Origin of the sequence: Luteimonas aestuarii (genome assembly GCF_004357985.1) — a bacterium.
GTDB classification, from domain to species: Bacteria; Pseudomonadota; Gammaproteobacteria; order Xanthomonadales; family Xanthomonadaceae; genus Luteimonas; species Luteimonas aestuarii.
The window spans coordinates 43420-56670 of the sequence record NZ_SMTF01000001.1 but is presented as its reverse complement, the minus strand read 5'-3'; the positions used below and the strand labels follow the sequence as shown (position 1 = coordinate 56670).

General features: G+C 69.2%; 14 protein-coding genes. 12 read left to right on the top strand and 2 right to left on the bottom strand.

Annotated elements, in window-relative coordinates; translation table 11 throughout:
• Window positions 1–63: 63 nt before the first annotated feature.
• A complete protein-coding gene (locus E2F46_RS00275; protein ID WP_133320193.1) occupies window positions 64–834 on the top strand; it encodes an extensin-like domain-containing protein in 771 nt (256 codons plus the stop codon).
• A gap of 48 nt (window positions 835–882) precedes the next feature.
• On the opposite strand, the gene E2F46_RS00270 is transcribed toward E2F46_RS00275, so the two are convergent.
• On the bottom strand, window positions 883–1992 hold the full coding sequence (locus tag E2F46_RS00270) for a tetratricopeptide repeat protein (RefSeq protein WP_133320192.1): 1110 nt from the start codon (window positions 1990–1992) through the stop codon (window positions 883–885).
• Window positions 1993–2153: 161 nt separating this feature from the next.
• Here E2F46_RS00270 and E2F46_RS00265 point away from each other — a divergent pair, with 161 nt between their 5' ends.
• Window positions 2154–2420 (top strand): DksA/TraR family C4-type zinc finger protein, encoded by a 267-nt coding sequence (locus tag E2F46_RS00265; protein WP_133320191.1) that lies wholly within the window; start codon window positions 2154–2156, stop codon window positions 2418–2420.
• A gap of 124 nt (window positions 2421–2544) precedes the next feature.
• On the opposite strand, the gene E2F46_RS00260 is transcribed toward E2F46_RS00265, so the two are convergent.
• Entirely contained in the window at window positions 2545–3018 is a 474-nt protein-coding gene (locus E2F46_RS00260) for a hypothetical protein (RefSeq protein ID WP_133320190.1), read from the bottom strand.
• 12 nt (window positions 3019–3030) lie between these two features.
• Between E2F46_RS00260 and E2F46_RS00255 the strand changes: the two genes are divergently transcribed.
• The 10 genes from E2F46_RS00255 to E2F46_RS00210 all read left to right on the top strand — a co-directional run bounded on the left by E2F46_RS00255 (window position 3031) and on the right by E2F46_RS00210 (window position 13223).
• On the top strand, window positions 3031–3516 hold the full coding sequence (locus E2F46_RS00255; RefSeq protein ID WP_133320189.1) for a hypothetical protein: 486 nt from the start codon (window positions 3031–3033) through the stop codon (window positions 3514–3516).
• Window positions 3517–3573: 57 nt separating this feature from the next.
• Window positions 3574–3906 carry a hypothetical protein gene (locus tag E2F46_RS00250; RefSeq protein ID WP_133320188.1) on the top strand — a complete coding sequence of 111 codons (333 nt, stop codon included), beginning with the start codon at window positions 3574–3576 and terminating at the stop codon, window positions 3904–3906.
• A gap of 172 nt (window positions 3907–4078) precedes the next feature.
• A complete protein-coding gene (locus tag E2F46_RS00245; protein ID WP_133320187.1) occupies window positions 4079–4879 on the top strand; it encodes a spermine/spermidine synthase domain-containing protein in 801 nt (266 codons plus the stop codon).
• Between the two features lie 84 nt (window positions 4880–4963).
• Window positions 4964–7027 carry a S9 family peptidase gene (locus E2F46_RS00240; RefSeq protein WP_133320186.1) on the top strand — a complete coding sequence of 688 codons (2064 nt, stop codon included), beginning with the start codon at window positions 4964–4966 and terminating at the stop codon, window positions 7025–7027.
• Between the two features lie 61 nt (window positions 7028–7088).
• Window positions 7089–8387: an MFS transporter gene (locus E2F46_RS00235; protein WP_133320185.1), complete on the top strand. Its 1299-nt coding sequence runs from the start codon at window positions 7089–7091 to the stop codon at window positions 8385–8387.
• 4 nt (window positions 8388–8391) lie between these two features.
• A complete protein-coding gene (locus E2F46_RS00230; RefSeq protein ID WP_133320184.1) occupies window positions 8392–8853 on the top strand; it encodes a DMT family transporter in 462 nt (153 codons plus the stop codon).
• A gap of 7 nt (window positions 8854–8860) precedes the next feature.
• Window positions 8861–9481, top strand: a complete 621-nt coding sequence (locus E2F46_RS00225; protein WP_133320183.1) for an HD domain-containing protein — start codon at window positions 8861–8863, stop codon at window positions 9479–9481.
• Window positions 9482–9888: 407 nt separating this feature from the next.
• On the top strand, window positions 9889–10257 hold the full coding sequence (locus tag E2F46_RS00220; RefSeq protein ID WP_133320182.1) for a DUF6164 family protein: 369 nt from the start codon (window positions 9889–9891) through the stop codon (window positions 10255–10257).
• A 3-nt stretch (window positions 10258–10260) separates the two neighbouring features.
• Entirely contained in the window at window positions 10261–11577 is a 1317-nt protein-coding gene (locus E2F46_RS00215) for an APC family permease (RefSeq protein WP_133320181.1), read from the top strand.
• Between the two features lie 95 nt (window positions 11578–11672).
• Window positions 11673–13223, top strand: a complete 1551-nt coding sequence (locus E2F46_RS00210) for a leucyl aminopeptidase (protein ID WP_207949482.1) — start codon at window positions 11673–11675, stop codon at window positions 13221–13223.
• The last annotated feature ends 28 nt before the right edge of the window (window positions 13224–13251 follow it).

The window sequence follows — 13251 nt, the reverse complement described above, 5'->3', positions numbered from 1 at the left end:
ACGGCGACGATGCAGGTGTTCGTATTTGCATCCAGTCCACGCGCGGTCGGGGATGATGCCGTGATGCAGCACACACCTTCGCCACGCCCACGTCGCAGCCTTGCCGGTTTGCTGTCCCTGCTGCTGCTGGCATGCGCAACCTGGGCGTGGCAGGTGGCCGGGGTGCGCGTGCCCGATGCGTGGAACCCCTGGGCCCCGCTCCGCATCGATGCATCACCCAACCTGCTGACCGGCATCAAGCTGGCGCGCGCCTCGACGGATCGCGTCGCCTGTCGTGAAGCATTGGGGCAGGCGGGTATGCGGTTGACGGCGCTGCCCGACCGCGAGACCGGCGATGGCTGCGGTTTCGACAATGCGTACCGCATTGACCGCACCAGCGTCGCCGTTGGCGAACCGTTCTCGCTGAGCTGCCGGGCTGCGTTGTCGCTGGCGATGTGGGAGCGCCACGCGTTGCAGCAGGCCGCGGACGCGCATCTCGGTAGCCCGGTGGCACGAATCGAGCATCTCGGGTCGTACGCATGCCGGAACATCTATAACGCGGACGGGCGTCGGCGCAGCCAACATGCGACGGCGGACGCAGTGGACATCGCCGGCTTCGTGCTTGAGGACGGCAGGCGCATCCGCGTGCTGTCCGACTGGTCATCCGCCGCTGCCGTCGACAGCCAGACCACGTCCAGTCCGGAAGACGCTACAGAAGACGAAGAAGCCGCGTTCCTGCGCGCCGTACGCGATGGCGCCTGCAGATGGTTCGATGCGGTCCTTGGGCCGGAGTACAACGAGGCCCACGCGGACCACTTCCATTTCGATCGCGGGCCGGCACGGATCTGCCGCTGAACGCGCAGGGCAGGGCCCGGGCCCGTGGCTGGCCCGGGGCGTCAATCGTCACCTCCCCAACTGCGCCTGCAGCACATCCAGCTTGGATTGGTACTGCAGGCGTTCGATATCGCCGCCCAGCGCACGCGCGCGGCGCAACGCACGCACTGCGCCCGTCCGATCGCCTAGTCCAACCTGCACCCGGGCCAGCGCGAAGTGGAAGCGGTGTTCGCGAGGCAGCAGGCGGATGGCTCGACGGTAGTGCGACTGTGCAGCCTCGAGCTCGCCCCGGCCCTCCGCGCCGTGCCCCTGCAGGAAGTGATGGAAGGGGTTGCGTTCCAGCACGCGCTGCGCACGCGCGTTCAGGTGCTGCGCGGCGGCGTCGTTGCCCTGGCGCTGGTAGGCCTGGGCGAGGTTGAACAGCGCCCCGGAATGATCCGGATCGAGCGCGATCGCACGTTCGTATGCCGAAGTCGCGGCGCCGAGGTCGCCGTTGCGGAGGTGCGCGACGCCGGCGTTGTTCCACAACGTCGCCGAGCGCGGGTCGAGCTGCAGCGACCGTGCCACGTGCGGCAATGCACCGCTCACGTCGCCATCCAGCACGTATTCCATCGCACGATTGCCGTGGTACAGCGCTGCGAGCTCCGCATCAGTCATGCGCAAGGGCGGTCCCTGTGCGATCACGCTGTCGCTGGCCACGTCCAGGGTGAAATGCCGATGTCCTACGCGGATGCCGGCATTGACGTGGTTGCTGAGGACGAGGTTGCTGTCCTGCTGCCGCCAGGAGAGGATCCTGTCGTGGCGTTGGCCATGCGCCTCGAAGCCGGCTTCGCGCGCCAGGGCGATGGCAAGCAGGGTGAACGACAGGCAGTTCGCTTGCCGCGTGCGATAGGCGTCGGCGACGCCATGGGTCGCCTCGGACGCGTAGCGCATGCCAAGTCCGCTGTCGTCGAACAGGAAGCGCATCATCGCGTCGAGTCGTCGGCTGGGCAGCGACGACGGCGACAGCACCTCGTCATGGAAGCGCTGCCGCAGCTCGTCCGGCATAGCGAGCAGCTCTTCGGTCGTGGTGGCGACGCCGGCCAGGGCGGTCGTGGTCGCGGGGGGCGCGGCATCCACAGGTGCCGTGTTGGCGGGACCTGCAGAGGCCAGGAGGGCAGCGAGCAGCCATGCGGACATGACGACCTCCGTGCCGTGGCGATGGCGTGGTGCTCCAAGTCTAGGCCGATCCCAGTACGCGTGGCGGACCGGTCGTCGGAGGCCCTCGCCGCCTGCTCACCCGGGGTTTCGGAGACCGCCGCTATGCTCCGGCTTTCACGCATACGCAAAGGTGACGAGACATGGCCACCGGATGGGCCGGCGATGGCGCCGTGCAGGACCAGATCGACGCGACGGTGAAGGACGGCATCAAGCGGGCACGCAGCCAGCTTGCGCAAGGCCCTGGGCTGACGCATTGCGAGGAATGCGGCGCGGCCATTCCCGAGGCGCGGCGCAAGGCCGTTCCGGGCGTGCGACTGTGCATTGCCTGCCAGGAGGCCGAGGAGCGCGAGGAAGAGTCGGGTGCCGGCTACAACCGTCGCGGCAGCAAGGACAGCCAGCTGCGTTGAGATGGCGTCGCCGCGGACCCGGTGCCGGACAGGCGCTGCGGATGCGTTCGATTGAGCGATGCCTGGCGGGCAGCCCGACCGGACTGCCCGCCCTGGAAGCACGGGCCCCGTGGGTGATGCCGGATCAGCGCAGCAGCTGCAGGCCCAGGATCACGCCCAGTACCGCCGCGACGACGCGGTAGCGGCCATCGTCGCCACGGTGGCCGTGGCGGTAGCGATCGTGGTAGCCGTCCTCGTAGCCGCGCTGGAAGCCCTGGCGGAAGTAGTACTGGTACTGGTCCATGCCGATGTAGTGGCCGTCGTAGCCATAGAGCGCGTCGTGGTAGGCCTCGCTGCCACGATAGTCGTAGCGCCAGCCATCGGCGCGATCGGCGCGGCCGGCGTAGAGCCCTTCCTCGTAGCCGTAGGCGACGGCACGCTCCATCAGCTCCGCGCCGTAGCGATTGGTCTGGTGCCATGTACCGGCGAACAGATAGCGGTGCGTGACCGGCGAGTAGTAGAACGGGTCGTTGTAGTAGTTGTAGCTGGCGCGCTGCCAGCGCAGCTGGTGGGCATGCAGGCGTGCGTAGTACTGCTGCTGGTAGCGGTACTGCGCCATGCGCCGCTGCTGTTGCAGCTGGCGCTCGCGTGCGGCGGCGCGCTGCGCAGCCTGGCGTTGTTGCTGCGCGCGCTCGTGGCGGAAGCGCTCGGCGCGGGCGCGATCATCGCGGATACGCGCTTCCTGGCGCCCGCGGTCGATCCGCTGTCCGTTGTCGCGACGGCCTTCGTCGCGACGGTCGCCGCGCCCTTGCCAGTCGCCGCCCGCCTGCTCGGCACCGCGCTGTGGACGATCACGCCCGGTCGATTCGCGTTGCGGCTGGCGAGTGTCGTTCCGTTCCGGACGCTGGCCGGACCGACCTGGCATCGGCTGCTCGCGCTGCGCACGTTCGGCCTGGTCGCGTTGTTGCTGCACGCGCGTCGCCTGCTCGCGGATCGCGGATTGGCGCTGGCGTTGCGCGTCGTCACGCTCACGCTGCTGGTCGCGGGGGCGCAGGTCGTCGCGCTGGCGCTCGCGCGTCGCCTGCTCGCGTGGACGATCGCCGTCACCGCGCGGTGACGGCGCGGCGGGGCGTTGCGGCTGCACGGACTCCGCGCGCTCCTGCTGGCGCGCCGATTGTTCGCGGCGCTGCGTTTGCTGGCGCTCACGCTGGTCGGTCTGCGCGTCCTGCGTGCGCTGCACGCGTGCGGTTTGGTCGGAATTGCCGCGCTGCGCGGCCTGCCCCGGACGACGCGGCTCGTCGTTACCCTGGCGGCGCTGTTCACCGCGATCGCCGCCTCGACCGCGATCCTGCGCGAGTGCTGGCGTGGCGGCCACCAGCAGGCCGGCAAGCACCAGCGACGCTTGCATGAGGCGAAGTCGGGAGAAGAGAAGTGTCATGGTCGTGGACCCTGCTGCGTGCGGGCGCGTGTGGCCGGCGTAAGGCAAGTGTTGCACCGCGTGCAATGAACGGATTCTGACGGTTGCCGTCGCGGATTCAGCTGCAGGAGGGCGTAACCGGTTCCAGTTGAATGGCCCGCAACGCGTCCGGTGGAACGGGTCAACGCACGGCTTCCCCGTGCGTGTGTCTGGGTGCGTCAGTTACGCTTCGCGGCTGGTGGGCGACTGGGCGCGGAACGGCATGGGGAAAGACGACACGGGAGTGCGCCGCGGGCGGTCAAGATGGCTGCCCTCGCCGGATGCGGAGGGCGGATCGACCGCTGTCTCGACGCTGTTCAAGCGCGGCTGGCGCCACACCGAGCTGAAGTTCGCCGGCACCGTCACCCAGAGCCGCATGCTGACGTTCCGGCCGCACCATCTGCTGGTGCCGTACACGCGGACGATGATGGCGGCACTGCTGCTGCAGCCTCACGTCGATTGCATCGGAATGATCGGGCTGGGCGGTGGTTCGCAGGTCAAGTTCTGCCGCCGTTACCTGCCCGGCGTGCGGCTGGAAGTGGTGGAGAACAATCCTGCCGTGGTCGCGATGCGTCGCCGGTTCCGCATCCCCGATGACGATGCATGCCTGCAGGTGTTCGTCGAAGACGGGGCTACCTTCCTCGGTACGCGACCCGGCCGCTACGACCTGCTGCTGGTCGATGCCTACGACCCGCAGGGCATTCCGCCCGCGCTGTCCACCCAGCGCTGGTACGACGACTGCCGCAATGCACTGGCGCCGGACGGCGTGCTTGCCACAAACCTGTTCTGCGCCGATGCGCTGCGCCACGTGGAGAAGCTGCAGCGCAGTTTCGGCAAGCACAAGGTCCTGGTGCTGCAGGAACCGACGATGAGCAATCGCGTCGCGTTTGCATGGACAGGGGACGCGGTGCCGCGCGACGCGGATGCGGCCCGGGCGGCGCTCGAACGCTTGCCCACGCGTCTGCGGAAGGCGTTGGCGCCGGAGTTCGCTGCGCTGGCGCAGGCGCGGCGCAGCGTGCGCTGACCGAGCGGCGGCGGCACCCTTCGGGTCTTGCCATTGCAGGCGTTCCCGGCCAAAGTCCCGGGTCTGGCCGGAACAGGGGTAGCAATGATGCGGATGCGTGGTGGACGGATGTCGCGGGCGGGTACTTGTGTCGTCGCGGTGCTGTGCCTGCTGGCGGGCAGCGCGTGGGCCAACGGCGGGATGACGCTCGAACACGTGGCCAAGCTGCGGGGCGTGACGACGGCTGCGATCAGTCCGGACGGCAACCAGGTGGCATACGCCCTGTCGGTACCGCGGGCGCTGGGCGTCGACGAGGACGGCCCGGCCTGGAGCGAACTGCACGTGGTGGACGCCAGCGGCAACAGTCGCGGCTTCGTCACCGGCAAGGTCAACGTGGGCGGGGTGGAGTGGTTCGCCGACGGGCGCGAGATCGCCTACCTCGCCAAGCGCCAGGGCGACGACACCCGCAAGCTCTACCGCATTCCGCTTTACGGCGGCGAGTCGCGCGCCGCGGCGACGCTCAAGTCCGACATCACCGCCTTCCACCTTTCGGCGGACGGTCGTCGCGCCGCACTGCTGGCCAGCGAGCCGGAAAGCGACGCGCTGAAGGCGCTGAAGAAGCAGGGCTTCACCCAGAAGGTCTACGAGGAAGACTGGCGCCCGGTGCAACTTTGGATCCAGGACCTCGCCAACGAAACCTCGCAGCCGCGGCTGGTGCCGGTCGAAGGCAGCGTGCAGTCGGTGCAGTGGAGCCCGGCGGGCGATCGCCTCGCGCTGCTGGTCGCGCCTCGTCAGCTGACCGACGACACCCTGGTCTTCACCCGGGTGCGCATCGTGTCGCCGGAGGGGCGCGTGCTGGGCACGGTCGACAACCCCGGCAAGATCGGCGGGCTGTCGTGGAGCCCGGATGGCGAGCACCTCGCCTTCATCTCCGCCGAGGACGAGCAGGACGCGCAGCAGGGCCGGCTGTTCGTGGTCGGCAAGAATGGCGGCGAATGGCGCGACCTGCTGCCCGGGCTGGAAGGCCACGTGGTGGACGTGGAGTGGCGCGATGCCAACACGCTGATGTTCCTCAGCCATGAAGGCGTGCAGGCGCGCCTGGGCACCGTGGCCGTGAGTGGTGGTGCCGCGCAGACGGTGTTGCCAGCGACCGAGGGCCCGGTGTGGAACGGGTTCGCGCTGGCGGCGCAGGGCAACGCGGTACTGCTCGGCAGCACGCCGCAGCATCCCTCCGAAGCCTTCGTCATGGCCGCCGGCGGCGGCGAGCCGCGCCGGCTCACCGACAGCAATCCCTGGCTCAAGGACGTGCGCCTGGCGCGCCAGGAAGTGATCCGCTACCCGGCCCGCGACGGGCTGGAGATCGAGGGTCTGCTGGTGCATCCGCTGGACCGCCGCGGCAATACACGCGTGCCGCTGATCGTCGTGGTCCACGGCGGGCCGGAGGCGCATTACTCCAACCAGTGGTTGACGGCGTACTCGCAGCCGTTGCACCACGCCGCCGCGCAAGGCTATGCGGTGTTCCTGCCCAACTATCGCAGCAGCACCGGGCGTGGCGTCGCGTTCTCGAAGCAGGGCTTCGGCCGGCCGGGCATGGAGGAGTTCGACGACGTGGTCGATGGCGTCGACTACCTGGTCGGGACGGGGTTGGTGGATGGCGACAAGGTCGGCATCACCGGGGGGTCCTACGGCGGCTATGCCAGTGCCTGGGGCGCGACGTACTACAGCGAGCGCTTCGCAGCGTCGGTGATGTTCGTCGGCATTTCCGACCAGGCCAGCCTGGTGACCACCGGCGACATCCCGTGGGAGCAGAACCTGGTGCACTGGGGCACGTGGCCCTGGGAAAACCCGGAGCTGTACCGGCAGACCAGCCCCATCACGCACGCGCAGAAATCGAACACGCCGACGCTCATCCTGCACGGCGAAGCCGATCCGCGCGTGCCGGTGATGCAGTCGTACATGATGTACCGCTACCTCAAGCTGGCCGGTCAGGCGCCGGTGCGGCTGGTGCTGTATCCCGGAGAAGGCCACGGCAACGCGCGTGGCGCCTCGCGCTACGACTATTCGGTGCGCTTGATGCAGTGGATGGACCACTACCTCAAGGGCCCGGGCGGCGAGCCACCGGCGTACCAGGTCGAGTACGCATTGCCTGCGGCGGGCGCCGGCAGGTGAGCCTGGCGTCGTCGTCCACGGCATCGCGGCAAGCGGCCGCCGTGGATGGCGGCCTGCACGCATGAGCACCGAGGCTGCGGAAGGCGCGACGATGCCCGCACGCGGCGCAGACAAACGCCGCGTGCTGTTCGCCAGCCTGATCGGCACCACGATCGAGTTCTTCGACTTCTACATCTACGCCACGGCCGCGGTGCTGGTGTTCCCGACGCTGTTCTTCCCGGCCGGCGATCCGGCCTCGGCCACGCTGCAGTCGCTGGCGACGTTCGCGCTGGCGTTCTTCGCCCGGCCGATCGGCTCGGCGGTGTTCGGCCACTTCGGCGACCGCGTCGGACGCAAGGCGACCCTGGTCGCCGCGCTGCTGACGATGGGCATCTCGACGGTGGTGATCGGGTTGTTGCCGACGTATGCGCAGATCGGCGTGCTGGCGCCGGCGCTGCTGGCGCTGTGCCGCTTCGGGCAGGGGCTGGGCCTGGGCGGCGAGTGGGGCGGGGCGGTGCTGCTGGCGACCGAGAACGCGCCACCGGGCAAGCGCGCGTGGTACGGCATGTTCCCGCAGCTGGGCGCGCCGATCGGCTTCTTCCTGTCCACCGGTACGTTCCTGCTGCTGACCCACTACATGAGCGACGAGGCGTTCTTCGCCTGGGGCTGGCGCGTGCCATTCCTGGCCAGTGCGGTGTTGGTGGGGGTGGGCCTCTGGGTGCGGTTGCGGATCGGCGAGACGCCGGATTTCCAGAAGGTGATCGACCGCGAGGATCGCGCGCGCATGCCGATGCGCGACGTGCTGGTGGAGCATCCGCGTGCGCTGGCCGTCGGCACGCTGCTGACGCTGTCGACCTTCGTGCTGTTCTACCTGATGACGGTGTTCTCGCTCTATTGGGGCACGTCGCAGCTGGGCTATTCACGCGAGCAGTTCCTGTGGCTGCAGATGGCGGGCGTGGTGTTCTTCGGCCTGACGATCCCGTTCGCGGCGCTGTATGCGGACCGGCACGGGCGGCGCAAGGCGATGATCGTGGCCACGCTTGCGATCATCGCGTTCGGCCTGCTGTTCGCGCCGCTGTTCGTGGCCGGCAGCCTCGCGGGCACGCTGCTGTTCCTGGTGCTGGGGCTGGGATTGATGGGCTTGACCTACGGCCCGGTCGGCACCCTGCTGGCCGAGCAGTTCCCGGCGCGCGTGCGCTACACGGGGGCGTCGCTGGCGTTCAACCTGTCGGGCATCTTTGGCGCCTCACTGGCGCCGTACATTGCCACCTGGCTGGCGGGTAACCTCGGCCTGCAGTGGGTCGGCTACTACCTCGCCGGCGCCGCACTGCTCAGCCTGGTCGCGCTGTTGTGCGTGCGTGAAGCATCTTTGGAGGCCTAGAAACATGAAGGCGTGGGCAATCGGCGGTATCGCGTTCGCAGTCGTCATCGGCGCCTTGCTGCCCCTGCAGGCGCTGATCAATGCGCGCCTTGGCGCACAGACGCAGGGTCCGCTGTACGCGGCCTTCGTCTCGTTCCTGGTCGGCACCTGCCTGCTGGGCGCACTGCTGCTGGCCACGCGCACGCCGCTGTGGCCGGCGCAGCCGCTGGCCGCGCTGCCCGCGTGGATCTGGCTGGGCGGGGTGATCGGCGCTGCCTTCGTGTACGCCGCGACCCTGCTGGTGCCCACGCTCGGCGCCGGCGCGATGATCTGCCTGGTGGTACTGGGGCAGGTGCTGGGCTCGCTGGCGCTCGACCACTACGGCGTACTCGGCACGCAGCGCCCGATCGACCTGCTGCGCGTGCTGGGCGGCGTGCTGGTGATCGTGGGCGCGGCGCTGGTGGTGCGGCCGTGGCAACCCCATTGAAGGCGTGATGGACGCACCTTTCCCGCTTCCGCAGGGCCTGCTTGCCGAACTGGAGGCGGCCTATGCCACGCCGCCACGGGCGTACCACGACTTCAACCACGTGCGCGAAGTGTTGCGTCACTACGCCAGCGTTGCCGAAGGCCCCGCTTGGACGCAGCCGGTCGAGGTATACTTGGCCGTGCTGTTCCACGACGCGATCTACGAGGCTGGGCGCAGCGACAACGAGGCGCGCTCCGCTGCGTTGGCAGCGGATCGCATCGCACACTGGTGGCCGGATGGTGGCATCGACATCCCGCGGGTGCGCGAACTGATCGAACTCACCGCGCGCCACGGCCAGCACGCGCCGCTGGATTTCGGCAAGACCGCCGGTGCAGACGATACGCGGCAATTCCTCGACTGCGACATGGCGATCCTGGGCGCGGCGCCGGACGTATTCGACGCCTATGACCGCGGCATCGCCGCCGAGTACCGCGGCCACGTGCCCGGTTGGTTGTTCCGCAACCGGCGTCGCGCGTTCCTCAAGGGACTGCTGGCGCGGGAACGGATCTACCTCAGCGATTTCTTCCACGAACGGCTGGATGCGCAGGCGCGTTCGAATCTGCGCAGGGCGATCACGACGAAGCGTTGAAATACGTCCGTGGGTGGAGTCCCGACACGTGAACGATTGGCTCCCGATCGTCGTGCGCCGACGTTGCTTCCACGTTGTCCGTGGCATTGGGCGTTGCAGGATCAAGTGCTCCCGCCTTTCGGCGGGTGACTTTTCGTTGCTTGCCCACTGCGCAGCGAACGGCGAAGCCGGTCAAGAAAGCAACCGCCCTTCAGGGCGGAACGCTCTTGCTTTGGTCAACTTTTCAGTTCACTTCGCATGGTTCAGCAAAGAAGAGTGATCCGTCGAAGTAAGGTGGCCAGGGACGTGCTCCCGATGCAAATGCCCATTCCGCGCCATCGGATTTTCGTCGATATCCGGCGTGCCTCCGTGGACATGACGAACCCGCCCAGAATCGACTCGCGCGCCTGTCGCGCTATGATCGCCCCATGGCCAAACTCCTGCTCAACCTGCGCCACGTGCCCGACGACGAGGCGGACGACGTGCGCGGGTTCCTCGATGCCAACCGGATCGAGTACTACCAGACGCCACCCAGCCTGTTCGGCATTTCCGCTGGCGGCATCTGGTTGCGCAACGATGGCGACCTGCCCCAGGCCAAGCGGCTGATGGCCGACTACCAGCGTGGCCGGCAGGCGCGGGTGCGCGCGGAAGTCGCTCAGGCGAAAGCCGATGGCACCGCCCAGACCTTCGCCGACGTGTTCCGCCAGCAGCCGATGCAGGTCGTGGCGCGGCTGCTGGCGATCGTGTTCCTGCTGTCGCTGCTGGCGCTGCCGGCCTGGCTGATCCTGCGGGCCTGACGGGTGCGGCCGGCGACCCGCGAGGGACTGGTCCGCGGCATTGGCCGCGGCAGCATGGTGGCGCTGTGCATCAACGCGGTGGTGGGGGCGGGCATCTTCGGGCTGCCGTCCCGCGTGCACGACCTGCTGGGGCCGTATGCGCTGCTCGCCTACATCGGCTGCGCGGTGCTGGTGCTGCTGGTGGTGCTGTGCTTCGCCGAAGTCGGCAGCCGCTTCGACCAGACCGGCGGGCCGTACCTCTACGCGCGCACCGCGTTCGGACCGGTTGCGGGGTTCCAGGTGGGCTGGCTGGTGTGGCTGACGCGCGTCACTGCGTTCGCGGCGCTGTGCAACCTGTTGATCGATTACCTCGCGCACTTCTCGCCGTGGTTGGCGTCCACCCATGGGCGCGTACTGGTCGCGGCCGTCGCGACGGGCGTCCTGGCCTGGGTGAACATCCGCGGCGTGCGCACCGCGGCCATCGTCGCCAACGTGTTCACCATCGGCAAGCTGGTGCCGCTGGTGCTGTTCGTGGCGGTGGGCCTGTTCTTCGTCGAGCCGGCGAGCTACGTACCGCAGTCCACGCCGACGGCGACCGAATTCTCCGCGACCATGCTGCTGCTGGTGTTCGCCTTCACCGGGTTCGAGACCGCCACCGTGCCGGCGGGCGAGGTGCGCGATCCGCGACGCACGCTGCCGTTCGCGATCCTTGCGTCGATGGCGGTGATCGTGCCGCTGTACGTGCTGATCCAGGTGGTGGCGATCGGCACGCTGCCAGACCTGGCCACATCGACCACGCCGCTGGCCGATGCCGCGGGTCGCTTCGCCGGCAGCCTCGGCGCGGCGGTGATCGTGGTCGGCGCGGCCATCTCGATCACCGGCACGCTCAACGGCCTGGTGCTGGCGGCGCCGCGGCTGCTCTATGGCATGGCCGAGCAACACCAATTGCCGGGTCTGTTCGCGCGCACGCATCCACGTTTCCACACGCCCTGGCTTGCGATCGTGCTGACGGCGGTGTGCATGCTGGTGCTCACGCTGTCGGGTTCGTTCCTGGCCGCGGTGGCGATGAGCACGATCACGCGGCTGCTGGCCTATGCCGCCACCTGCGTGGCGTTGCCGGTGCTGCGGCGGCGCGAAGGCCGCGGCGATGTGGCGCCGGCGATGTTCCGCGTGCCGGGCGGCGGCTGGGTGGTCGGCACTGCGTTGCTGGTGATCGCATGGCTGGTGGCGCATGCCAGCGTGCTGGAACTGCGCAACGTGGGCATCGCGATGCTGGTCGGCGCGGTGCTGATGTGGCTCGCCGGACGGGCGGCGCGACGACCGTCAGGCACCGAGGCGTGACTTTCGGCATACCCCGTCGCGGAGTGCCCGGGGTATGGTCGATGGCTGCGCGGCCAGCGGCCCGCCTTCTTTCCTGAATCAGATGGGGCGTCTTGATGTCCAGAATGGTCTTTGCCTTGCTGTCGGCGCTGGTGGCGCTGGCGTTGCTGCCGTTGTCGGCCCACGCGCAGCGCACGTTGTCGTTCGATGCCCACGCCGCGCCCGATGCGGGCACGGTGGCGATCGCCGTCGCTGAAGGCCTGCCGGAAGGCGGCACCTTCTCGTCCATCGATGCCCGCAGCAACGGCGCGCTGCGCCGGGCGGCGGAGGCCGAGGGCTTCCGTGGCCGCAAGGATTCCACCCTGGACCTGCGCGGCTTCGCCGGCTACGACCGCCTGCTGGTGGTCGGCACCGGCAAGGACGCGCTGACGCCGGCGGCACTGCAGGACATCGGCGGCACCGTCGCGCGCACGCTGGGCAAGGCACGGGCACCGCGCGTGGAGCTGGTGTGGGATGGCGACGAGGCCGACGCTGCCTCGCACCTCGCGCTCGGCGTCGAGCTGGGCCAGTACAGCTTCGACACCTACCGCACGCGCAAGGCCGACGACGAGACGCCGGCCGACGCGGGACGCGGCGAGCTGGTCGTTCGCAGCCCGGCCGGCGCGGCGGCGGGCCAGGCGTATGCAGCGCAGTGGCAGCCGGTGGCGCGGTCGGTGACCTTTGCGCGCGACCTGGTGACCGAGCCGGCGAACGCGGTGTGGCCGGAGGAGTTCGTGGCGCGCGTGCGCGAGGAAGCGCGCGGGCTGCCGGTGCAGATCGAAGTGCTGGACGTGCCGGCGATGGAGCGACTGGGCATGGGCGGCATCCTGTCCGTGGGGCAGGGCAGTGCACGACCGCCACGGCTGCTGCTGGTCAGCTACCAGGGCGGCACCCGCGGCGATGCGCCGTTGGCCTTCGTCGGCAAGGGCATCACCTTCGATACCGGTGGCATCTCGCTCAAGCCCGGCGCCGACATGTGGCGCATGAAGTACGACATGAGCGGCGCGGCCACCACCATCGCCACTGTGCTGGGCCTGGCGCGCCGCGGCGCGAACGTGAATGCCGTGGGCGTCGCGGCACTGGCCGAAAACATGCCTTCGGGCACCGCCAGCCGTCCCGGTGACGTGATCCGCACCGCGTCCGGAAAGACCTTCGAGATCATGAGCACCGATGCGGAAGGCCGCATGGTGCTGGTGGATGCGATCTGGTACGTGCAGCGCCAGCACCGGCCGAAGCTGATCGTGGACGTGGCCACGCTGACCGGCGCGATCGTGACTGCGCTGGGCAACGACTATGCCGGCCTGTTCTCGCGCGACGACGCGTTGGCCGCGCAACTGCTGTCGTCGGGCGAGAACAGCGGCGAGCTGCTGTGGCGCATGCCGCTGCGCGACGACTATGCGCAGGGCCTGAAGTCGCCCATCGCCGACCTGCGCAACGGCGGCGGATCGCCCGGCTCCGGCACGGCGGCCTGGTTCATCGGTGAATGGGTGCCCAGGGACCTGCCGTGGGCGCACCTGGACATCGCCGGCATGGCCTGGCGCAACAGCGCCAAGCCGACGATCCCGGAAGGCGCGTCCGCGTTCGGCGTGCGCCTGCTGGACCAGTTCGTGCGCGACCACCACGAGTAAGCCCGGGTTGGCCCGGGCGGGGCGGCGG

Coding starts and splice junctions, on each gene's coding strand:
- E2F46_RS00230 (WP_133320184.1), top strand. CDS start 8,392: ATGAAGGCGTGGGCAATCGGCGGTATCGCGTTCGCAGTCGTCATCGGC.
- E2F46_RS00275 (WP_133320193.1), top strand. CDS start 64: ATGCAGCACACACCTTCGCCACGCCCACGTCGCAGCCTTGCCGGTTTG.
- E2F46_RS00245 (WP_133320187.1), top strand. CDS start 4,079: ATGGGGAAAGACGACACGGGAGTGCGCCGCGGGCGGTCAAGATGGCTG.
- E2F46_RS00235 (WP_133320185.1), top strand. CDS start 7,089: ATGAGCACCGAGGCTGCGGAAGGCGCGACGATGCCCGCACGCGGCGCA.
- E2F46_RS00210 (WP_207949482.1), top strand. CDS start 11,673: ATGTCCAGAATGGTCTTTGCCTTGCTGTCGGCGCTGGTGGCGCTGGCG.
- E2F46_RS00240 (WP_133320186.1), top strand. CDS start 4,964: ATGATGCGGATGCGTGGTGGACGGATGTCGCGGGCGGGTACTTGTGTC.
- E2F46_RS00220 (WP_133320182.1), top strand. CDS start 9,889: ATGGCCAAACTCCTGCTCAACCTGCGCCACGTGCCCGACGACGAGGCG.
- E2F46_RS00270 (WP_133320192.1), bottom strand. CDS start 1,992: ATGTCCGCATGGCTGCTCGCTGCCCTCCTGGCCTCTGCAGGTCCCGCC.
- E2F46_RS00265 (WP_133320191.1), top strand. CDS start 2,154: ATGGCCACCGGATGGGCCGGCGATGGCGCCGTGCAGGACCAGATCGAC.
- E2F46_RS00225 (WP_133320183.1), top strand. CDS start 8,861: ATGGACGCACCTTTCCCGCTTCCGCAGGGCCTGCTTGCCGAACTGGAG.
- E2F46_RS00260 (WP_133320190.1), bottom strand. CDS start 3,018: ATGGCGCAGTACCGCTACCAGCAGCAGTACTACGCACGCCTGCATGCC.